Origin of the sequence: Fundidesulfovibrio magnetotacticus, assembly GCF_013019105.1 — a bacterium.
Classification (GTDB): Bacteria; Desulfobacterota; Desulfovibrionia; order Desulfovibrionales; family Desulfovibrionaceae; genus Fundidesulfovibrio; species Fundidesulfovibrio magnetotacticus.
In genome coordinates this window covers 81,637-100,990 of the sequence record NZ_BLTE01000004.1, presented here as the reverse complement: position 1 = coordinate 100,990, position 19,354 = coordinate 81,637, and the positions used below count along the sequence as shown (strand labels likewise).

General features: G+C 68.8%; 25 protein-coding genes. 14 read left to right on the top strand and 11 right to left on the bottom strand.

The features are described 5' to 3' along the window. Nucleotides 1–13: 13 nt before the first annotated feature. Nucleotides 14–610, top strand: coding sequence for a flavodoxin family protein (locus NNJEOMEG_RS06140; protein WP_173082385.1), 597 nt, complete (start codon nucleotides 14–16; stop codon nucleotides 608–610). 49 nt (nucleotides 611–659) lie between these two features. On the opposite strand, the gene NNJEOMEG_RS06135 is transcribed toward NNJEOMEG_RS06140, so the two are convergent. Then, complete coding sequence (locus NNJEOMEG_RS06135; RefSeq protein ID WP_173082383.1) at nucleotides 660–863, bottom strand: tautomerase family protein; 204 nt, start codon at nucleotides 861–863, stop codon at nucleotides 660–662. Next, nucleotides 851–1,750, bottom strand: coding sequence for a DMT family transporter (locus tag NNJEOMEG_RS06130; RefSeq protein WP_173082381.1), 900 nt, complete (start codon nucleotides 1,748–1,750; stop codon nucleotides 851–853). Before NNJEOMEG_RS06130 ends, NNJEOMEG_RS06135 begins: the two co-directional genes overlap by 13 nt. Before the next feature lie 118 nt (nucleotides 1,751–1,868). Between NNJEOMEG_RS06130 and NNJEOMEG_RS06125 the strand changes: the two genes are divergently transcribed. The 4 genes from NNJEOMEG_RS06125 to NNJEOMEG_RS06110 all read left to right on the top strand — a co-directional run bounded on the left by NNJEOMEG_RS06125 (nucleotide 1,869) and on the right by NNJEOMEG_RS06110 (nucleotide 4,856). Continuing rightward, nucleotides 1,869–2,753 (top strand): LysR family transcriptional regulator, encoded by an 885-nt coding sequence (locus NNJEOMEG_RS06125; protein WP_173082379.1) that lies wholly within the window; start codon nucleotides 1,869–1,871, stop codon nucleotides 2,751–2,753. Beyond that, on the top strand, nucleotides 2,729–3,424 hold the full coding sequence (locus tag NNJEOMEG_RS06120) for a helix-turn-helix transcriptional regulator (protein ID WP_173082377.1): 696 nt from the start codon (nucleotides 2,729–2,731) through the stop codon (nucleotides 3,422–3,424). Before NNJEOMEG_RS06125 ends, NNJEOMEG_RS06120 begins: the two co-directional genes overlap by 25 nt. 74 nt (nucleotides 3,425–3,498) lie before the next feature. Then, nucleotides 3,499–4,491: a quinone oxidoreductase family protein gene (locus tag NNJEOMEG_RS06115; protein ID WP_173082375.1), complete on the top strand. Its 993-nt coding sequence runs from the start codon at nucleotides 3,499–3,501 to the stop codon at nucleotides 4,489–4,491. Next, the gene (locus NNJEOMEG_RS06110) at nucleotides 4,488–4,856 is read left to right on the top strand and encodes a nuclear transport factor 2 family protein (RefSeq protein ID WP_173082373.1); all 369 of its coding nucleotides are present in this window, start codon (nucleotides 4,488–4,490) and stop codon (nucleotides 4,854–4,856) included. Before NNJEOMEG_RS06115 ends, NNJEOMEG_RS06110 begins: the two co-directional genes overlap by 4 nt. A gap of 97 nt (nucleotides 4,857–4,953) precedes the next feature. Here NNJEOMEG_RS06110 and NNJEOMEG_RS06105 read toward each other — a convergent pair whose 3' ends face one another. The 3 genes from NNJEOMEG_RS06105 to NNJEOMEG_RS06095 form a co-directional block, all read right to left on the bottom strand. Next, a complete protein-coding gene (locus tag NNJEOMEG_RS06105) occupies nucleotides 4,954–5,361 on the bottom strand; it encodes a bacteriohemerythrin (protein ID WP_173082371.1) in 408 nt (135 codons plus the stop codon). Between the two features lie 157 nt (nucleotides 5,362–5,518). Beyond that, nucleotides 5,519–5,740 carry a type II toxin-antitoxin system YafQ family toxin gene (locus NNJEOMEG_RS06100; RefSeq protein WP_235956852.1) on the bottom strand — a complete coding sequence of 74 codons (222 nt, stop codon included), beginning with the start codon at nucleotides 5,738–5,740 and terminating at the stop codon, nucleotides 5,519–5,521. Nucleotides 5,741–5,756: 16 nt separating this feature from the next. Continuing rightward, nucleotides 5,757–6,053, bottom strand: a complete 297-nt coding sequence (locus NNJEOMEG_RS06095) for a type II toxin-antitoxin system RelB/DinJ family antitoxin (RefSeq protein WP_173082367.1) — start codon at nucleotides 6,051–6,053, stop codon at nucleotides 5,757–5,759. A gap of 52 nt (nucleotides 6,054–6,105) precedes the next feature. Here NNJEOMEG_RS06095 and NNJEOMEG_RS06090 point away from each other — a divergent pair, with 52 nt between their 5' ends. Next, nucleotides 6,106–6,288, top strand: coding sequence for a helix-turn-helix domain-containing protein (locus NNJEOMEG_RS06090; protein WP_308464630.1), 183 nt, complete (start codon nucleotides 6,106–6,108; stop codon nucleotides 6,286–6,288). Between the two features lie 484 nt (nucleotides 6,289–6,772). Here the strand turns inward: NNJEOMEG_RS06090 and NNJEOMEG_RS06085 are convergent, their stop codons facing one another. Then, on the bottom strand, nucleotides 6,773–8,857 hold the full coding sequence (locus tag NNJEOMEG_RS06085) for an elongation factor G (protein ID WP_173082363.1): 2,085 nt from the start codon (nucleotides 8,855–8,857) through the stop codon (nucleotides 6,773–6,775). Between the two features lie 268 nt (nucleotides 8,858–9,125). Between NNJEOMEG_RS06085 and NNJEOMEG_RS06080 the strand changes: the two genes are divergently transcribed. Continuing rightward, nucleotides 9,126–9,485 (top strand): response regulator, encoded by a 360-nt coding sequence (locus NNJEOMEG_RS06080; protein WP_173082361.1) that lies wholly within the window; start codon nucleotides 9,126–9,128, stop codon nucleotides 9,483–9,485. 32 nt (nucleotides 9,486–9,517) lie between these two features. Further along, nucleotides 9,518–11,116 (top strand): chemotaxis protein CheA, encoded by a 1,599-nt coding sequence (locus tag NNJEOMEG_RS06075; RefSeq protein WP_173082359.1) that lies wholly within the window; start codon nucleotides 9,518–9,520, stop codon nucleotides 11,114–11,116. 103 nt (nucleotides 11,117–11,219) lie between these two features. Here the strand turns inward: NNJEOMEG_RS06075 and NNJEOMEG_RS06070 are convergent, their stop codons facing one another. Continuing rightward, nucleotides 11,220–12,185: a sensor domain-containing diguanylate cyclase gene (locus tag NNJEOMEG_RS06070; protein ID WP_173082357.1), complete on the bottom strand. Its 966-nt coding sequence runs from the start codon at nucleotides 12,183–12,185 to the stop codon at nucleotides 11,220–11,222. After that, nucleotides 12,182–12,793 (bottom strand): chemotaxis protein CheC, encoded by a 612-nt coding sequence (locus NNJEOMEG_RS06065; protein ID WP_173082355.1) that lies wholly within the window; start codon nucleotides 12,791–12,793, stop codon nucleotides 12,182–12,184. The genes NNJEOMEG_RS06070 and NNJEOMEG_RS06065 overlap by 4 nt, the downstream gene beginning before the upstream one ends. A 258-nt stretch (nucleotides 12,794–13,051) precedes the next feature. On the opposite strand from NNJEOMEG_RS06065, the gene NNJEOMEG_RS06060 reads away from it, so the two are divergent. Both NNJEOMEG_RS06060 and NNJEOMEG_RS06055 read left to right on the top strand, forming a co-directional pair. Beyond that, the gene (locus NNJEOMEG_RS06060) at nucleotides 13,052–13,498 is read left to right on the top strand and encodes a DUF3859 domain-containing protein (RefSeq protein WP_173082353.1); all 447 of its coding nucleotides are present in this window, start codon (nucleotides 13,052–13,054) and stop codon (nucleotides 13,496–13,498) included. A 5-nt stretch (nucleotides 13,499–13,503) separates the two neighbouring features. Continuing rightward, nucleotides 13,504–14,496 (top strand): D-2-hydroxyacid dehydrogenase, encoded by a 993-nt coding sequence (locus NNJEOMEG_RS06055; protein WP_173082351.1) that lies wholly within the window; start codon nucleotides 13,504–13,506, stop codon nucleotides 14,494–14,496. A 127-nt stretch (nucleotides 14,497–14,623) separates the two neighbouring features. Here the strand turns inward: NNJEOMEG_RS06055 and NNJEOMEG_RS06050 are convergent, their stop codons facing one another. From NNJEOMEG_RS06050 to NNJEOMEG_RS06040, 3 genes are all read right to left on the bottom strand, one after another. Then, nucleotides 14,624–14,845 (bottom strand): hypothetical protein, encoded by a 222-nt coding sequence (locus tag NNJEOMEG_RS06050; RefSeq protein WP_235956851.1) that lies wholly within the window; start codon nucleotides 14,843–14,845, stop codon nucleotides 14,624–14,626. A gap of 170 nt (nucleotides 14,846–15,015) precedes the next feature. Next, complete coding sequence (locus NNJEOMEG_RS06045; protein ID WP_173082349.1) at nucleotides 15,016–15,543, bottom strand: rhodanese-like domain-containing protein; 528 nt, start codon at nucleotides 15,541–15,543, stop codon at nucleotides 15,016–15,018. Between the two features lie 92 nt (nucleotides 15,544–15,635). Then, nucleotides 15,636–16,136: a MauE/DoxX family redox-associated membrane protein gene (locus NNJEOMEG_RS06040; protein WP_173082347.1), complete on the bottom strand. Its 501-nt coding sequence runs from the start codon at nucleotides 16,134–16,136 to the stop codon at nucleotides 15,636–15,638. Between the two features lie 183 nt (nucleotides 16,137–16,319). On the opposite strand from NNJEOMEG_RS06040, the gene NNJEOMEG_RS06035 reads away from it, so the two are divergent. From NNJEOMEG_RS06035 to NNJEOMEG_RS06020, 4 genes are all read left to right on the top strand, one after another. Continuing rightward, complete coding sequence (locus tag NNJEOMEG_RS06035) at nucleotides 16,320–16,727, top strand: SxtJ family membrane protein (RefSeq protein ID WP_173082345.1); 408 nt, start codon at nucleotides 16,320–16,322, stop codon at nucleotides 16,725–16,727. A 16-nt stretch (nucleotides 16,728–16,743) separates the two neighbouring features. Beyond that, a complete protein-coding gene (locus NNJEOMEG_RS06030) occupies nucleotides 16,744–16,893 on the top strand; it encodes a DUF5989 family protein (RefSeq protein ID WP_173082343.1) in 150 nt (49 codons plus the stop codon). Nucleotides 16,894–16,960: 67 nt separating this feature from the next. Then, nucleotides 16,961–18,817, top strand: a complete 1,857-nt coding sequence (locus tag NNJEOMEG_RS06025) for a carbamoyltransferase family protein (RefSeq protein WP_173082341.1) — start codon at nucleotides 16,961–16,963, stop codon at nucleotides 18,815–18,817. A 144-nt stretch (nucleotides 18,818–18,961) separates the two neighbouring features. Then, nucleotides 18,962–19,354 carry a hypothetical protein gene (locus tag NNJEOMEG_RS06020; protein WP_173082339.1) on the top strand — a complete coding sequence of 131 codons (393 nt, stop codon included), beginning with the start codon at nucleotides 18,962–18,964 and terminating at the stop codon, nucleotides 19,352–19,354.

The following is a 19,354-nucleotide window of genomic DNA, read 5'->3' as shown; positions in this document are numbered from 1 at the left end:
CCCGGAGGAGCCCATGAGCAAGACCGCCGTTTTCGTCCTCGGCAGCCCCCGCAGGAAGGGCAACACCGCCGCGCTGGCCCGTGCGGCCATGGAGTGCCTGGCCTCCCGGGGCGTGACGCCCAGCGAGATCGACGCCCCCCGCCTGGAGTTCAGCCACCCCGGCTGCATCGCCTGCCACAAATGCCAGAAAAGCCCGGGCTACGGCTGCCACGTGGACGACGCCCTGGCCCGAGCCGTGAACTCCCTGCCCGGTTTCGACGCCCTGGTGCTGGCCACGCCCGTCTACTGGTTCAGCCACCCGGCCCAGGTGAAGGCGTTCATCGACCGCATCTTCAGCCTCATCAAGTTCGCACCGGACCACTCGCTCATCTCGCCCCTGGCGGGCAAGCCCTGGGCGCTGCTGGCCACGGGCGGGGGCATCGTGGAAGAGAACCTGGAGGTGCTGGACAGGCAATGGGCCATCCCGGCCAAGCGCATCGGCTCGCCCTACCTCTCGCGCCTGTTCCCCCAGTGCCACTACCCCCCGGGCGGCGTGGTCCGCGACCAGGCCGCCATGGACAAGGCCCGGGCCTTCGGGGACGACCTGGCGGACATGATCCTGGGGTCTTGACCGGCGCGGGGCGCACGCCCGCGTACGCCCCGGCTCCCGGCCCCGGCGCTCAGGCCCCCCGGGCGCGACGCACCGTGACCGTCTCGCCGCCGATGCCCCAGTTGTCCGTGGGCACCTCGTCGATGACCACCACCGTGGTGGCGGGGTTCTTGCCCAGCACGTCGCGCAGCAGGGCCGTGACGCCCTCGATGAGTTTGGCCTTGGCCTCGGGGGTGGCCCCCTCCTGGGTAATCTTGATGTTCACGTAGGGCACGGCACGCTCCTTCCTGTTGAGGGTTTCGCGGCCCCGGAGGCCAGCCAGGCCCCGGCGCTCACGCTTGCGAGCCCCACGGCCAGGGCCGGGGGCAGTTCCTCGCCCAGCAAAAGCGCCGCCAGCCCCCCGGACACCGCCGGGACAAGGGCCATCAGCGCCCCCATGCGCGCGGGCCCCAGGGATTCCTGGGCGCGCAGGTAGAGCCACATCACCAAGACGGTGGTCACCACGCCGTGATAGAGGGCCTGGCCCGCCAGCTCCGGCCAGCCTGCCCCGGCAAGACCCTTGGGCAGCCAGAGCGCGTAGACCGGCAGGTAGAGCGCGGCCGCGCACACCGCCGCCGCCCGGGTGAGCGTCCAGGCCGCCACGCCCCAGCGCCGGGCCAGCACCCCGTAGAGCGCCCAGCTCAGGGCCGCCGCAAGAAAAAGCGCGTCCCCCGCCCGCACGCCTTCGCCCGCGCCCCCGCTCCACGAGACCCAGCTCAGGCACGCCAGGCCAAGGGCCACCAGCCCCAGGCCGCGCCACTGCGCCGCCCCGGGCCGCGCGCCCAGGAGCGCCCAGCCCAGGAAGGCCGCGGCGAAGGGCAGCACGCCCGGAAACAGGAGCGCCCCGTGGGTGGCCGGGGCCAGCCGGAACCCCCAGTACACCGTGAGACCATACGCCGGTCCGCCCAGGGCCGCCAGGGTCCACACCCGCCACGAGCCCCAGACCTCCCGGCCCAGCCCGCCGCAGAAGGGCGCGAGCGTAAGCGACGCCGCCGCCAGGCGCAGCGCCAGGATGTCCCAGGGCGAGAGCGCCGTGGGTCCGGCCAATCCCAGACGGCTCACCAGCATGAACGCAGCCCAGAACCCGACCACCGTGAGCCCCGTGAGATACCCTTTGCGCATGCGACTCCTTCGAGGCCGGAGCAGGCGGCTTCCCGCTCCCCTCGCCCTCACCTTGCACCCTCCTGGACCTTCGTGTAAAATGATCATTACTGAATCTGCCATTCGCAAAAGGTGAACAATGGACCTCACGGACCTCACGGTTTTCCAGGCCGTGGCCCGCTCCGGCGGGGTCACGGGCGCGGCGCGCAGGCTCAACAAGGTGCAGTCTGGCGTCTCGGCGCGGCTGCGCGGGCTGGAGGATTCCCTCGGCGTGGAGCTTTTCGAGCGCCGGGGGCGGCGCATGCTCCTCACCTCGGCCGGGCGCACGCTCCTGGACTACGCCGGGCGCATCCTGGACCTGGCCGAGGAGGCCCGCTCGGCGGTCTCCGGCGGCCGGGCGGCCGGTCCGTTCCGGCTGGGGGCCATGGAGAGCACCTCGGCCTCGCGCCTGCCGGAGTTGCTGGGGGCCTACCACGCGCGCCATCCCGACGTGCGCCTGGAATTGCGCTCCGGGACCACCGGGGATCTGCTGCGCGCCGTGCAGGCCTGCGAGCTGGACGCCGCCTTCGTGAGCGAGCCCGTCACCGAGCCGGGCATCGAACGCCTGCCCGCCTTCGAGGAGGAGCTTGTGCTGGCGGCCCCGGCCGGACGCGCGCCCATCCGCCAGCCCGCCGACCTGGCCGGGAGCGCCCTGCTGGTGTTCCAACACGGCTGCGCCTACCGCCGACGCCTGGAGGAATGGGCGGGCGCGGCCGGAGCGCCGGGGCGCGTGGTGGAGTTGGGCTCCTACCAGACCATGCTGGGCTGCGCGGCCTCGGGCATGGGGGTGGCCATCATGCCGCGCTCGGTGGCGGGGGTGCTCTCGGGCGTTCCCGGGGTGAGCCTGCACGCCCTGCCGCCCGAGGTGGCCCGGGCGGCCACGTCGCTGGTGTGGCGCGCGGGCAATCCGCACGGGCCGCTGGCGGCGCTGCGGGCCATGCTGGCCGGGAGGGAGGACGCGTGTCCCGCTCCGCGCGCCTGCTGACCTTGCTCCAGCTGCTGCGCGGCCGCTCGCGCCCGGCCACGGCGCGCTTCCTGGCCGGGGAGCTGGGCGTGTCGGAGCGCACCCTCTACCGCTACGTCGCGGACCTGACGGCCCAGGGCGCGCCCATCCAGGGCGAGGCAGGGCAGGGCTACATGCTGCGCCCCGGCTACTTCCTGCCGCCGCTCATGTTCACGCGCGAGGAACTGGAGGCCGTGCTCCTTGGCCTGGAGACCGTGGACCGCCTGGGCGACCCGCTCCTGGCCGGGGCCGCCTCCCGCGCCCTGGCCAAGGTGGAGGCCGTGCTGCCGCCCTCGGGCCTGGATGTCCTGCGCAACCCCTCGGTGCTGCCCGGTCCGCGCGGCCCCGGGTTCCCCGAGGGCCGCGTGGGACTGGACCGCTGGCGGGCTGCCATCCGCGACCAGGAGAAGGTGCGCATCGCCTACGAGGATGCCCAGGGCCTGCGCTCCGAGCGCGTGGTCTGGCCGCTGGCGCTCGGATTCCTGGACCAGGCCCGCGTGGTGGCGGCCTGGTGCGAACTGCGCGGCGACGTGCGCACCTTCCGCACGGACCGCGTGCTGGATGCCAGACCCACGGGCGAGACCTACCCCGGACGCAGGGGCGCGCTGCTCAAGGCCTGGCGGGAGCGCATGACGGACGCGGAACGCTCCTGACGGATTCTGACAGGGCATGCCCTTAGGGTGCTTCCCGGGCCGCGACCGGTCCGCCAACACCAAAGGAGCACGCCATGTTCGCCGTCTACGCAGACCACCCCTCCCCTCAAGACCCGCTTGCCGCCCTGCGACTGGGTGAGCGCCCAGATCCCGACATCCCGGACGGCTGGGTGCGCGTGCGCATGACCCACGCCAGCCTGAACCGGCACGACCTCTTTACCCTTCGCGGCATCACGGCCCACCCGCGGGGGCTCGCCTTCCCCCTGATCCTGGGCAACGACGGGGCCGGGCTCCTGGACGACGGCACGCCCGTGGCCCTCTACCCCATGCTGGGCTCGCCCGGCTGGCGCGGCGACGAGACCCTGGACCCGGAATGGTCCATCCTTGGGGAATTCGCCCAGGGCGTGTTCTCGCGCTTTGCCGCCGTGCCCCGGCGCAACGCCGTGCCCCTGCCCGAGGGGCTTTCGCCCCTGCACGCCTCGGTGCTGGGCACGGCCTGGCTCACGGCGTGGAAGGCACTGTTCCACGCCTCGGGCCTGCGCCCCGGGGGCACGCTGCTGGTCCAGGGGGCTTCGGGCGGGATGTCCACGGCGCTGATCCAGCTTGGCCGGGCCGCGGGTTTCGAGGTGTTCGCCACCAGCCGCCATCCGGTCGGGCGGGAGCTTGCCGAAAAGCTTGGGGCTCACCGGGTCTTCGCCTCCGGCGAGCCCCTGCCGCGCAAGGTCCAGGCCGTGGTGGACAACGTGGGCGCGGCCACATGGGAGCATTCCCTGGAGTGGGTGGAACGCGGCGGCACGGTGGTGGTCACGGGGGGCACCTCGGGCATGAAGGTCTCGCTGGACCTTCTGCCCCTCATCGCCCGGCAGATCACGCTGCGCGGGTCCATCATGGGCAGCCTGGAGGATTTCCGGGCCATGATGCGCTTCCTGGCCGCCAACCGGGTCACCCCGGAGATCGGACGCGTGCTGCCCCTCGAACGCGCGGAGGAAGCCTTCCGGGACATGGAGCAGGGCCGCACGCACGGCAAGACGGTCTTCACCATCCGAGCGACGGGAGACGTGGCATGAACAACACTCCAAAAGAACTGGTCGAAGTCTGGATCGCGGCGGCCAACGCTGCGGACCTGGAGGCCTTCGCCGCATGCTTCGCACCGCAGGCGCGCGTGGTGGACGCCGGGAGTGAGTATTCCGGCCTGGAGGCCATCAAGTGCTGGGCCGAGCGGGACATCGCTGCCGTCAACCTGCGCTTGGAACTGCTGGATCTGCGGGAGCAGGACGGCGAAACGACCTTCATCACCCGCGTGGACGGCGATTTCGACAAGACGGGCCTGCCCGATCCCGTGCTCATCCACAACCGCGCCGTCATCCGCCAGGGCAGGATCGAACGTCTGACGTGCCGGTTGCACGCGCCGGACACCGGCCGGGCCGGGTGACGCGCGCGGGCGGTCGGGCGTCCTTGGCCGCCTCGCCACGGCCTACGCGCACGGGTTCACGGCCGGGTGACGCGCGCGGGCGGGCGTCCCGGCCGGATCAGGTCGCTTTGCCCTCGGCGCGGGTCCATTTGCGGATGTCCAGGTCGTACTGGAGGATGTGGTCGAGGAGCCAGTGCTTCAGGAATTCGACGATCTGGGCCTCCGTGAGGTCGCCCTTCCTGTAGACCACGTCCTGGAAGTACTTCACGTCGCGCTTGAGTTCGACGTGCAGAAGCTTGTGGCTGCCCAGGCCCGGGTAGCCCACGGACTGCATGTAGTCCTCTTCGGCGTTGAAGTGGGAGAAGGTGTACTCGCGCAGCTCGCGAAAGGCGGCGGCCACGGCCTTTTCGTCGGCCTTGCGCACGGCGTCGAGAAGCCTGTTGCAGAGGGTGAGCAGGGTGCGGTGCTGCCGGTCGATCGTCTCGATGCCCAGGGCCAGGCCTTCGTGCCATTCGATGCGAGCCATTCGCGTGCGTCTCCCGCGTTTCCCGGTTCAAACGTCCGCCGAGGGGCGGCAACGCCGTGCCTGGGCGGGGATATGGCACAGGGGGGAGCGGCGGGCAAGGCGGGGGCGAAGAGGGCGGCGTGGCAGCCTGGTCCGTCCGGCCTGCGGCCAAGAACGTTCAGCGGAACAGGTCCGCGTGAGTTCCCGTGCGGGTCAGAATGACTTCGTCCTGGTCCACCGCGTAAATGAGAATCCAGTCCGGCTCGATATGCAGGTCGCGAAACCCCTTCCAGGAGCCTGTCAGGGCATGGTCCTTGAAGTGCGCCGGCAAGGGATCGCCCGCTTCGAGAAGCAAAATCACCGCGTCCAGTTTGGCCACCGGCTTGCCCCGTCTGGCCATGCGGACATAATCCTTCTCAAACTTGCCGGTGCTGCGAAGACTTCTGGGCGGCATCGGCTCTCTCCCGGAGGCGGGCGATCAAATCCGCGCCGCTAGGGGCCTTGCGGGTCTTTCCGGAGCGGGCGTCCTCCATGGCCTGGAGAGTCTCCTCGTTGGGGAGCTTCGCCTCGAAGGGCAGGCCCTGCTGGTAGACGATCTGCCGGAAGAGCATGCCGATGACCGTGCTGGTGGAGAGCCCGATGCCATGCAGCACGGCCTCGGCCTGGGCCTTGAGTTCTGGGTCGATCTTGACGTTGATGGCGGCGTTCTTCATGGGGAGCCTCGGGCCAATTCGTATAGTATAATACTACACACGAGAAGCCGACCTGTCCAGACGTTCATCCGGAAAGCCGGTCTGCGGCAAGCGCCTGGGCCTGACCCAGGCGGCCGTGGCCGAGGCCATGGGCATCACGCGCCGCGCCGTGATCTACTACGAACAGGGCGCGCGCCTGATCCCCAAGGTGGTGACGTTGGCCTGCAAGGCCCTGGAGGCGGAGAGGACGGCGTAACTTGCGCATTGGGCACATTCTGTTCTGCCAGACGAGACGTTAATGCGCTGCCCAGGCACCCACCTGGTTTGTAAAAGACAATGGTCCTACATCGATCGCTCAGCCTCATCGAGCATGCAACAATCAACATCCCCCCTGCACTTCAGCAAACTAGGCCCACCGATGCAATTCGCCATCTCCCTTGGTACGGGCGATTTCGGGTGAGAACACCAGGGAATGTGATTGGTAATAATTTCAGCCGGGTTGCGCCCTAGCCCAAGTTCGCGACTACGATGACTCTTCCGATCTTCATGAAAGTACTGACATAAACCAATAACACATACCCCCATTTTTCCGTCAATTCTTTCAACTGTGAACCGAACAGTCAACACAAACCGACATGCATCCGTATATTAAATAACAGAAACCCCGGGGTCGCCCCCGGGGTTTCTTCATTCTGTCGTCTTTTCTTCGCCTCTCGCGTCGCGGCTCCAGGCTGCGCCGCTTATTCCTTCTCTTCCCGCGCCTTCTTGGCCTCGGCGATCACCTTTTCGGCCACCGGCGGGGGGGCGTCCTCGTAGTGGTCGAAGACCATGGTGAACGCGCCCTGGCCGCCCGTCATGGAGCTGAGCGTCTTGGCGTATTCCTGCATCTCGCTCATGGGCACGTGGGCCTGCACTTCCGTCACGCCGCCCACGGCGTCGCTGCCCAGCACCTTGCCCCGGCGGCTCGAAAGGTCGCCGATCACGTCGCCCATGAAGTCGTCGGGGATGGACACGCTCACCAGCGCGATGGGCTCCAGGAGCACCATCTTCAGCTTCTCGCACGCCGCCTTGAAGGCCAGGGCCCCCGCGATCTTGAAGGCCATTTCGGAGGAGTCCACCGTGTGGAAGGAGCCGTCGTAGAGCTCCACCCGGAAGTCCACCATGGGGTAGCCCGCCAGCTGGCCACGCACCGAGGCCTCCTGCACGCCCTTGTCCACGGCCGGGATGTACTGGCGCGGGATGGACCCGCCCACGATGGCGTCCACGAACTCGTAGCCCTCGCCGCGCAGCTTGCCTTCCATCCTGATCCAGCAGTCGCCGAACTGGCCGCGACCGCCCGTCTGCTTCTTGTGGCGGCCCTGCACCTCCACCTTGCCCCGCACCGTCTCGCGGTAGGGGATGGTGGGGGCCTTGAGCACGATGCCCACCTTGTAGCGCCGCTTGGCCTTCTCCACGGCCATCTCCACGTGGCTCTGGCCCTGGCCGGAGAGGAGCATGTCGCCCGTCTCCTCGTTGCGGGTCAGGCGCAGGGCCACGTCCTCGTCCAGGAGCTTGCCCATGGCCTGGAACACCTTGTCCTCGTCGCCCTTCTCGGCCGGGGCCAGGGCGTAGGAGATCATGGGCTCGGGCAGCTTGGGCTTGAGGAACTTGAAGGGGTGCTTCTCCTCGCAGAGGGTGTCGCCGGTGCGCGTCTCCTTGAGCTTGGCCACGGCGACGATGGCGCCCGGGCCCACGGGCTCCTTGCAGGGGGTGGTCTGGCTGCCGGTGATGGTGAGCAGGCCGCCGAAGCGTTCCTTGGCGTCGGAGCGCATGTTGAGGAGCGTGGCGTCGGGCGTCACCGTGCCGGTGAGCACGCGCATGATGGAGAGCTGCCCCGCGAACTGGTCGAACTGGGTCTTGAGCACGAAGCAGGCCGGGGGCGCGTCGGGGGAGACCTTCACGAAGGAGCCGTCCTCGGCCTCCACCACCTTCTCGCCCACGGGGGTGTCCAGGGGCGAGGGGAAGAACACCTGCACGGCGTTGAGGATGCGCTGCCCGCCCATGCACTTGAGACCGGAGGCCACCATCACCGGGTAGATCTCCGCGCAGACCACGGCCTTGCGCATGGCGGCCTCCAGGTCGGCCTGGGAGACGGACTCGGGGTCTTCCAGGTAGCGCTCCATGAGGGTTTCGTCGCACACGGCGATCTCTTCCATCATGGTTTCGCGCAGGCCCTCGATCTCCTCGACCATGTCGGCGGGGATGGCCACCTCGCTGATCTTGCCCGAGGCGTCGAAGCCGTAGGCCTTGTTCTCCACGATGTTCACCACGCCCGAGAAGCTCTCGGCCTTGCCGATGGGCACGTTCTGGAGGAAGGGCTTCACGCCCAGCTGGTTCTTGATGCCGTTGAGGGCCATTTCGTAGTCGGCGCGGTCGCGGTCCATCTTGGTGATGAGGAAGATGGTGGGCAGGCGGAACTTGGAGACCTCCTGCCAGAGCTTGCGCGTGAGGGGCTTCACGCCGTCCACGGCGTCCACCACGAAGATGACGGCGTCCACGCTGGCCAGCACGTAGCCCAGGTCGCCGGTGAAGGCGAGGTCGCCGGGGGTGTCGATGAGGAAGTGACGGTTCTTCTGCCACTGGAAGGTGGCGAAGCCGGGCTGCACGGAACCGCGCCGTTTGATCTCTTCGGGCTCGTAATCCAGGGTGGTGGTGCCGTCTTCGATCTTGCCCAGTTTCGGGACGGCCCCGGCGACATACAAAAGCATTTCGGCCACGGTGGTCTTGCCGCAACCGCCGTGGCCGATGAGAGCGTAGGTCCGCTGGTTTTTCAGAACGTCGAGCATGCCGGTCTCCCTGAATGTCTTTAGAGGTTGATCCGCGAAGCCCAAACCACCAAACGACTCCGCTCCCCCGGGAGCGGCCGGTTCACCACATTGGGTTGCAATGTAACCGGAACGCCACCTCCGCGCAACCACTCCCGGCGAATCGGACACGCCAAACCCGCGAAGAAGCCGAAAAAACCGACGCGCGCCCGCCACACCGGGTCGGATTGCGGTTGTGCGCCCGCCAGCAAGGGCATATGATCGTCCGACACGCTTGATGGAGGACATCATGGCCCTTGTTGCCCTTGCGGACGATTCCATGTTCCAACGCTTCTTCCTGCGCAAGATCGTCAGCGAGCGCGGCCACGAAACCGTCGAGGCGGCCAACGGTCGCCAGCTGCTGGAACTGGTCGAGGCCCGCACGCCCGACCTGGTGATCATGGACCTCAACATGCCCGAATTCTCCGGCCTGGAGCTTCTGGAAACCTTCCACGCCAGGGGCGTCGCCTTCCCCGTGGTGGTGATCACGGCCGACATCCAGCACACCACCCGGGCGCGCTGCCTGGAACTGGGCGCGGCCGAGGTGCTCAACAAGCCCGTGGACGAGGCCGCCGTGAACGGCGTGCTCTCCCGCATGCTCCCCGGCTGATACCGGCCCCCCGCACCGCCGACCCGCACGCCATGACCGACCCGGCGCTTCTGGCCATCTTCCGCGACAGCTGCCTGGACCAGCTGGCCAAGGCCGAAACCGCGCTCCTGGGCCTGGAGTCCGCTCCGCCCCAGGACGCCTTGAAGGCCGTGGAGGCCGTGTTCCGGGCCGTGCACACCGTCAAGGGCGACGCCGCCACCCTGAGCCTGGCCGCCCTGGCCGGACACTGCCACCAGATGGAGACCGTGCTCCAGGCCCTGCGTGACGGCCGCCTGGAAGGCTCGCCCTCCATCGTCACCGCGCTGCTGGCGGCCTTTGATTCCCTCAAGGCCGCGCTCATGAGCCTGGGCGGCGGCCCCGGCGAGGCCTTGCTTTCCCTGTCGGCCCTGGCCCCCTGGCTGGAGGACGGCGCGGAGCAAGACCCCTCCTCCCCGTGCGGGTGCCCCATCGAGCCCGAAGCGGTCGTCTCGGAGCCGCAGGACCTCAATTATTCCGTCTCTCCCGCCCGGCTCGACGCCCTGCTCGACCGCCTGGGAGAGGCCATGCAGACCCAGGCCCTCCTCGCCGCCGCCGCACGCCGGAACGACGACGCGCGCTACCTGGAAATGGTGACGGACCTGGAACGCGAACTGGGCCATATGGGCAAGTGCGTGCTGGAGATGCGCCTGCTGCCCTTTTCCAGCGTCACCCCGCGCTACCGCCGCATGGTGCGCGACCTGGCCGCCGCCTCGGGCAAGGATGTGGCCCTGCGCGTCCAGGGCGAGAAGACCGAGATGGACAAGGCCCTCATCGAGCAACTGGGACCGGCCCTGGTGCACCTGCTGCGCAACGCCGTGCGCCACGGCCTGGAGACGCCCCAGACGCGGCTCATGGCCGGGAAGCCCCCTCGGGGCGAGATCGTGCTGGACGTGCGCCAGGACGGCCGAGAGGTGATCGTGACCGTGGCGGACGACGGCGCGGGCATCGACGCCCAGGCCGTGCTGGCCCAGGCCGAACGCTCCGGACTGGTCCGCCGGGGCGGAGAGCCGGGCCTCGACGACGCCCTGGACCTGATCTTCGCTCCCGGGCTTTCCACCTCGCGGCATGTGGACGGCGTGTCCGGCCGGGGCGTGGGCCTGGACGCCGTGCGCGCCTCCATCGAGGAACTGGGCGGCTCCGTGCGGGTGACGAGCTCCCCCGGGCGCGGCACGTCCTTCGAGCTGCGCGCGCCCTTGAGCCTTTCGCTCCTGGAGTGCCTGCGCGTGCGCGTGGGGGAGGAACTTTTCTATTTTCCCATGGAGTGCGTGGAATCCTGCCAGGAGGCCCCCCGCCCGCCGGAGCGGGGCGAGGCGGCCACCTTCGCGCTGGAGGGCAGGGCCACGTGCTGCCTGCGCCTGGACAAGCTGCTGGGGGTTCGGGGCGACGCCGCGCCGGTGTGCCACGTGGTGGTGGCCTCCCACGCCGGGGAGCGCTTCGGGGCGGCGGTGGACGAGGTGCTGGGGCTGGTGCAGGTGCTCGTGAAGCCCCTGGACCGCAAGCTGCTCTCCCAGGACTGCTTCCTGGGCGCGGCCCTGGGCGAGGAAGGCGAGATGCGCCTGATCCTTGATCCGCGTTTTCTGGCCCGCCGCGCGGCCGGGGAAAAGAACGCCTAGCGGTGCGCCCTCACAATCCGTCCATGCGGATTATCGAGACAATCACCCAAAACCATTGTTTTTCATTTTGAAAAACAGATTCATGTTTTTCAAAATCGCGACGCTAGGCCCGCTCCACCCTGTCGCGGCCCTTGGCCTTGGCCTGATACATGGCCTGGTCGGCGCGCAGGAAAAGGGTCTCCAGGGTGTCCTCGGGTGCAAGCTCCGCAAGGCCCAGGCTCACCGTGAAGCGGATCGTCCCGCCGGGCCAGGTGATGGATATGGCGCGCACGCGCTCCAGGATGCGCCCGGCCAGCACCTGCGCCCCGTCCATGTCGGTTTCGGGCAGGATCAGGCCGAACTCCTCGCCGCCCAGGCGGCCGAAGGTGTCGGCCCCGCGCAGCTCGTCGGAGCAGGCGCGCACGAAGGTCTTCAGGGCGTCGTCGCCGGCCAGGTGTCCCCAGTGGTCGTTGATGGCCTTGAAGTGGTCCAGGTCCAGCACCGCCACCGAGAGCGCGTGGCCGTGCCTGCGGCAGCGGCGCACCTCCCGGTGCAGGGTGTGCAGGAAGGCCCGCCGGTTGGCGATGCCCGTGAGGATGTCCTGCGTGACCAGCTCGCGCAGCTTGGCCTCCACGCGCTTGCGCCGCTTCACCTCCTGTTCGAGGCTCAGCTTCACGCGCAGGTTCTCCTGGAGTCGGTTGTGGATTTCGGTCACGTCCTGGAGGGAAAGCACCACGTGTCTCACCTGCGCCTCGCAGGAGGGCACGCCGTAGGCCACGGAGTGCTGGAGCCGGAGCGACCCGTCGGGCAGGCGCGCGGGCAGCAGGTGGTTGTGCAAGTGGTAGGAGAACACCGCCGGGGGCGCGCCTCGGAAGAGCTCGCGGATGCGCGAGGTCACCAGGGGGCGTCCCAGTTGCGGGAAGAGCTGGCGCGCGTCGCGCCCCAGCACCTCCTCCCGGGACAGCCCAGTCCAGGATTCCAGGCAGGCGTTCCAGAAGCTGACGGTGAAGTCCTCCTCGAGCACCAGGATGCCCATGGGCAGGAAGTCCATGGCGTCGAAGGGGCCGCAGGAAACGCCTGCGGCGTTCATGCGCCAGCCTGCGCCAGGAGCCTGTCCAGGGAGCGCACGAGGCTCTCGAAGGTGTCCATGGAGAAGAAGATGAGGATGTCGCCGTCGGCCACGCCGTCTTCCAGGCGGAAGCGGGCCTTGATGAGCAGCACCACGCGCTCCGAGGCGTTGCCGGAGGTGAGGATGTCCTGGATGCCGCTCTCGAAGTAGTCCGGCGGGAAGTAGCCGACGTTCTCGCCCAGCACGTTGACGATGGAGCCCATCACGCCGTTGAGCACGATGTTGCCCACCTCCTGGATGGCCCCGATGCGCAGGGAGTCCAGGTCCATGGGGGGGGTGTCCACCTGCCCCAGAAGCTGGGAGACCAGCCAGTTGGCGCTGTTCCTGGAGAACACCAGGCCCGTCCAGCCCGTGAACGCCCCCCGGAAGCCCAGGCGCACGGCCGAGAGCACTTCCTCGAAGCCGCGTCCCGCAAAGTCGGGCGTCTCCCCGGGGGGAACGACGATTAGTTCCGGCAGTTCAAGCCGGACATGGACGCCGACCATCTGGTTGATCAGCCCGGCGGCCTTGCCCGCTCCGATGTTGATCAGTTCCTTGAGAAGGTCCGTCTGCTGCAGCGTAAGATTCATCACCACACCTGAAACATCTTGTATCTCGGCCCCGACCGGGACGCTAGCAGTTCCCCCTTGTTCGTTCAACGGCTTTCTCTCCCCTCGGGCGCGCAGGCCGGGGCCGGGTTTGCAGGGGCGCGCGATTGCTGTATGGTGCCGGGGCGGCAGGGAATCCCCGCCCGGAGGCTCCGGGCGCGCGCCCTGGCCGCGTACCGCCCGGGAAGCGCCCCGCCGGGCGGGGCGTCACAGCGTCGGGGCGGCCCCATCGAGGTGACCATGCGTTCCTTCGCGCTTCTCCTGGCCTGCATGCTTCTGGCCTCCTGCTCCATGATCGGCCTGGGCGACCCGCCCAAGCGCCTCGAAGTGGTGGAATACGGCATCTACAAGAACGGCGCGCTCGCCAAGACCACCACCGGCGTGCCCCGCGACCCGGGCGTGAGCTTCGGCATGCGCGTGCGCGTCAAGGACGGCAAGGAAGGCCCCGCCGACCCGCTCAAGGCCCGGGTGGTCACGGCCACGCCGGGGCTCATCGAGCCGGGCGCGGAGAAGCCGCGCAACGAATACGTCTCCGAAGTCACCCTGAGCCCGGGGCAGACCTTCGACGTGATCTTCACCGCCTCCCAGCCCTGGGAGCTGGTGAGCGGCCACTGGGAACTGCGCGTGGAAACGGCCGAGGGCGAGGTGCTCGCCCGGGAATTCGAACTCTACACCCCTTCCAACTGAGCCCCATGGACCCAAAGCCCAACATCGTCGTTCTGGACGGGGCCACCCTCAACCCCGGGGACAACCCCTGGGACGAGGTGGCCGCCCTGGGCGCTTTCGCCCTGCACGACCGCACCCCCGAGGAGTTCACCGTCGAGCGCGCCCGGGGCGCGGACATCGTGCTCACCAACAAAACCCGCCTGCCCGCCGCCGTGCTGGACCGCCTCCCCGACTGCCGCTTCGTGGCCGTGCTGGCCACGGGCTACGACGTGGTGGACGTGGCCCACGCCGGAGCGCGCGGCATCCCGGTTTCCAACGTGCCGGGCTACGGCGTGGAGTCGGTGGCCCAGTTCGTGATCGCGCAGCTGTTGGCCCTGTGCCGCCGCGTGGAAACCCACGATTCCCTGGTGCGCTCCGGCGAGTGGACCCGGTGCGGCGAATTCACCTTCTGGGACACCCCCCAGGTCGAACTGGCGGGCAAGACCCTGGGCGTGGTGGGCTTCGGGGCCATCGGGCGGCGCGTGGCCCAGCTGGGCGCGGCCTTCGGCATGAACGTCCTGGCCCACGCCCCCAGGCCCAAAGAGCCCCTGGACGCGCCGGGCTTCGCCTTCGTGGGCCTGGAGGAGCTCTTCGAGCGTTCCGACGTGGTGAGCCTGCACTGCCCCCTCACCAAGGGCAACGACTCCTTCGTGGACGCCCGCCTGCTGGGCCTCATGCGCCCCGGAGGCTTCCTGGTGAACACCGCGCGGGGCAGGCTGGTCAACGAGGCGGATCTGGCCCGGGCCCTCAATTCCGGCCATCTTGCCGGGGCGGCCCTGGACGTGCTGGCCGTGGAGCCGCCCGACCCGGCCAACCCCCTGCTGGAGGCGCGCAACTGCCTGATCACGCCGCACATGGCCTGGGCCTCGCTCACGGCGCGCAAGCGGCTCATGAGCATCACGGCCGCCAACATCCGGGCCTTCCTGGCCGGGCAGCCCCAGAACCTGGTCAACGCCGACTACCTCACCGAGACGGCGTAGCCGCCCCGGAAGCATCCCCGCCGGGAGGCGCAATCGACGTGCGGCGCGCGCCGCCAGGCCCCTTGGACGCAAAACGCCGGGCCTCCTCGCGGAGGCCCGGCGCAGGAAGCCGCGGCGGGGCCACCCCCTACACTTTCCCGTTGATATTGAGCCCCTTGGCCATGTACGCGCCCTCCAGGACCTTGGTCTGGAAGTCGTAGTCCGCGTTGAACTTGCCGGAGCCGGAGCCCCCCGCGTTCATGTAGTCCAGCGTGGTCTTCACCACGCCCGCGCCGAAAAGCTGCTTGGAGGTCTTGGCGTCGAGAGTCGCTCCGGACGTTCCGGACACACCGCTCATGTCGTTGGTCATGGTCACCTCCCCGGGGAACGGACCGCGCCGCTTCACCCCTCTTATCGGCAGCGCCGCCCCGGTCTTTAGGGCGGAGGGGACTTTTTCACCCCGGGCGCCTGCGAGCGCGGCGCGAAAAAGCCCGGCCCCGCAAACGGGACCGGGCCTCGAAGGCGTAGCGTCGAGCGGGCCTACCTCACCTCTTCCACGGGGTACTTGGCGCCCTTCCAGGCGTAGATGCCGCCGGGGAAGCGCGAGACGTTGGCGTAGCCCAGCTTTTTGGCCCACAGCGCGCCGTTGTCGCTGCGCGTGCACTTGACGAAGCCGCAGTAGAACACGATGGCCCGGTTCTTGTCGGGGCCGAGCAGGGCCTCGAAGTCCTTCACGCTCTTGCCGCCGGTCTTGGCGGCGTCCCACTCGGGCATGGGCTCGATGGGGAACTCGAAGGACACCGCGCCGGGCACGTGCTCCTTCTTGAAGGAGGCCTCGTAGGGCATGGTGTCCACCACGAGCACGGGCTTCTTCTCGTCCAGGAGCTTCTTCAGTTCGTCGGCGGTCACAAGGGGATAGCCGCCCTTCACGGTCTCCCGGGCCAGTTTGACGGACACGGCCTCCTTGTCCACCTCTTCCTCGAACATGTCCTTGGCGAACGCGCCGGCCCCTCCGGCGGTGAGGATGGCCAGCAAGGCCACCAGCGACAACGCGAAACGAAACGCCATGATCTTCCTCCAGTCGGTCGAGTGGTTACGGTTTCCGCCACGGGACGCCCCGCCCGGCGGTGTTGCAACGTCTCTCCAGGCCCCGGCGCGCCTCACGCCGGGGTGCCTGTCGCGCGGCGCGCCCTGCGTCCGCGCCAGAACAGGAAGGCTGCGGCGGCCAGCATGGCCCCGTCGCGCCAAAGGGCCTGCCGGATGGACCCGAAGGCCTCGCGCTCCGGGTCCGAGGGGCCGTAGCAGCCGCAGTCGATGTCCAGGCCCATGCGCAGGGCGTGCACCAGCACGGCCACGAAGACGAGGAGCAGCGCCGTGGTGAGTTCCAGGCCCCAGCGCATGTCCAGGAGCAGCAGTACGGCGGCGGCCACCTCCAGGCAGGGCAGCGCCACCGAGAGCGGCCCCACCAGGGCGTCGGGCAGGATGCCGAAGGCCCGCACCGTCACGGCGAACACCTCGGGGTTGCCAAGCTTCACCGCCCCGGCGGCCAGGAAGGCCAGGGCCAGCCCCGCCCTGACGATGCGGTCGGCCCATTCGCCCAGGCCCGCGCGGACAGGATGCGGCGTAGCGCCCGTGTTCGATCGGCAGGTCCCTGCGTCCATGACCGCCCTCCTTCTGGCGCTTCTAAATGAGTTCGATCGACTGATCCAATCGCTTGTCGGGATGGCGGACATCCCTCCGCATCGGCGACGGCTATGGGAAATCCCCGCACCGGACCGCCCGGCGGCACACTTGCCACGGGGGGGGCTTTCTGGCAGAGTGCGGCGGAACTTGACGAGGAAAGCATGTCTAACCAATCGAAAAAAGGTTCTTTTTGGCTCTCGGCCACCCGGGCCCAGGCTCGCGACACGGGCATGGCCCTGGTTCTGGTGTGCCTGCTTGCCGCATGGTTCACCGCCAACCGCACGTGGCTGGGCGTCGGCATCCTGCTGCTCGTGCTGGACATGACCTGGCCTTCGGCGTTCAAGGTTCCGGCCAAGCTCTGGTTGGGCCTGGCCCACGCCCTGGGCACGGTGATGTCCAAGCTGCTCCTTTCCGTGGTGTTCTTCACCGTGCTCACGCCCATGGGGCTCCTGCGCAGGGCCATGGGCAAGGACTCCATGCAGGTCCGCCGGTTCAAGAGCGGCCCCGAGAGCGTCTTCCGCGAGCGCGGCCACACCTTCACCGCCGCCGACATCGAAACACCCTACTAAATCCAGGTACACCACCATGAGCTTTCTCGGCGATCTCTGGGGCTTTCTCAAAGTCCGCAAGAAGTTTTGGCTTCTGCCCATCATCCTGGTCCTGCTGCTCTTCGGCGTGCTCATCGTGCTGACCAGCGGCTCGGCCATCGCGCCGTTCATCTACACGCTGTTCTAGGCCGCCCCCGGGCGCCGCAAACGTTTCCGCCGCCGGGCCGTCCCGGCGGCGGTTCCAGGAACCCCCCATGTCCGAAGCCATTCTCGGCATCTCCGCCTACTATCACGACTCGGCTGCGGCGCTCGTCATCGACGGCGAAATCGTCGCCGCGGCCCACGAGGAGCGCTTCACCCGGCGCAAGCACGACGCCTCGTTCCCCGCCAACGCCGCCTCCTACTGCCTGGCCGAGGCGGGCCTGGCCTTCAAGGAACTCACGGCCGTCGCCTTCTACGACAAGCCCTTCCTCAAATTCGAGCGCCTGCTGGAGACCTACCACGGCTTCGCGCCCTCGGGCCTGACGAGCTTCCTCTCGGCCATGCCGGTGTGGATCAAGGAAAAGCTCTTCATGGGCAAGATGCTCAAGGACGAGTTCGCCAAGCTCGGCCCCGGCAAGCCCCAGGTGCTCTTCCCCGAACACCACCTTTCCCACGCGGCCAGCGCCTTCTACCCCTCGCCCTTCGAGGAGGCCGCCATCCTGACCATCGACGGCGTGGGCGAATGGGCCACCACGGCCATCGGCCACGGCAAGGGCAAGGACATCACCTTCCTGCGCGAGCTGGACTTCCCCCACTCCCTGGGCCTGCTCTACTCGGCCTTCACCTACTATTGCGGCTTCAAGGTGAACTCCGGCGAGTACAAGCTCATGGGCCTGGCCCCCTATGGCAACCCCGGCGCGCGGCGCGTGGCCGACTTCAAGGCCAAGATCCTCGACCAGCTCATCGACCTGCGCCCCGACGGCTCCATGCTCCTGAACATGGACTACTTCGGCTACGCCACGGGCCTGCGCATGTGCCGCGAAGACGCCTGGGAGCGCCTCTTCGGGCTGCCCAAGCGCGCCTCCGAGACCGAACTGACCCAGGACTACATGGACATGGCCCTGGCCATCCAGCAGGTCACCGAAGACGTGGTCATGCGCCTGGCGCGCACCGCCAGGGAGCTGACGGGCGCGAAGAACCTGACCATGGCCGGGGGCGTCTCGCTCAACTGCGTGGCCAACGGCAAGCTCATCCGCGAGGGCGTGTTCGAGGGCGTGTGGATCCAGCCCGCGGCGGGCGACGCGGGCGGCGCGCTGGGCGCGGCCCTCTCCGCCCACCACATCTGGAAGGGCCACGAGCGCACCCCCCACAAGCGCGACGCCATGCGGGGGGCCTACCTGGGTCCCGAGTTCTCGGCCGCCGACGTGAAGCGCCTGGCCGCGCGCCGCCACGCCCCCTACAAGCATTTCGACGACTTCGACGCGCTGGCCCGCGAGGTCTCGGGCCTGCTGGCCCAGGGCAACGTGGTGGGCTGGTTCCAGGGGCGCATGGAGTACGGCCCGCGCGCCCTGGGCAACCGCTCCATCCTGGGCGACCCGCGCAACCCGGAGATGCAGAAGAAGCTCAACCTGAAGATCAAATACCGCGAGGGGTTCCGCCCCTTCGCCCCCTCCGTGCAGGAGGAGGCCATCGGGGACTACTTCGACATCGACCGCCCCTCGCCCTACATGCTCCTGGTGGCCCCCGTGCGCCCCGAGCGGCAGAACCCCCTGCCCGAGGGCTACGACGACATGGGCATGTGGGAGCGCCTCTACGTGCTGCGCTCCGACCTGCCCGCCATCACCCACGTGGACTACTCCGCGCGCATCCAGAGCGTGAGCCGCGACGTGAACGAGCGCTACTGGCGGCTCATCGACGCCTTCCGCCAGACCCAGGGCTGCGCCGTGGTGGTGAACACCAGCTTCAACGTGCGCGGCGAGCCCATCGTGTGCACCCCGGCCGACGCCTACCGCTGCTTCATGCGCACCGAGATGGACTACCTGGTGCTGGGCGACTTCCTCTTCGCCAAGCCCGACCAGCCCCCCCTGCCCGACGACGAGGACTGGATGGCCCAGTACGAACTGGACTAGCCCGGCCCTAGAAACGACGCCGAAAGGCCCGCGCGCACGCTCCGTGCACGCGGGCCTTTTTCGCGTCGCTGCCCGCCGTGACGTCCGGGCCGTCTTGCGACCGGAGGACCGCTCAAACGGCACGGAACGTGCATATAATGAAGCATGATCAAGAAGACCTTCATCCTGCTGGCCCTGGCCGCCACGCTCCTCACCAGCGCCCTCCCGGCCTCCTCGGTGGACAACGAGGCCGTCATGCGCTGCCTGCTGCGCGAGGTGCTGGCGGTGCTCACCTGCAAGTCCGTGGACGATTTCCGCTTCGTGGGCAAACGCGACGAGGTCTACGTGTTCAACGCCTTCTTCGCGGCCAAGAACACCGAGTTCTACTGTCAGGTGTTCGACAGGGACGTGGTGGTCACCTCCCGGGCCTGGGAGGGACACATGGGCTCGGCGCGCATCACCTACGAGAGTCAGCCCGGGTGCCTCTCGGCCAGCGTGGACGCGCCCGTGGCCGAGTGCCGCGTCAAGCGCGTGGTGCAGTGCTGCGGCTCCGACTGA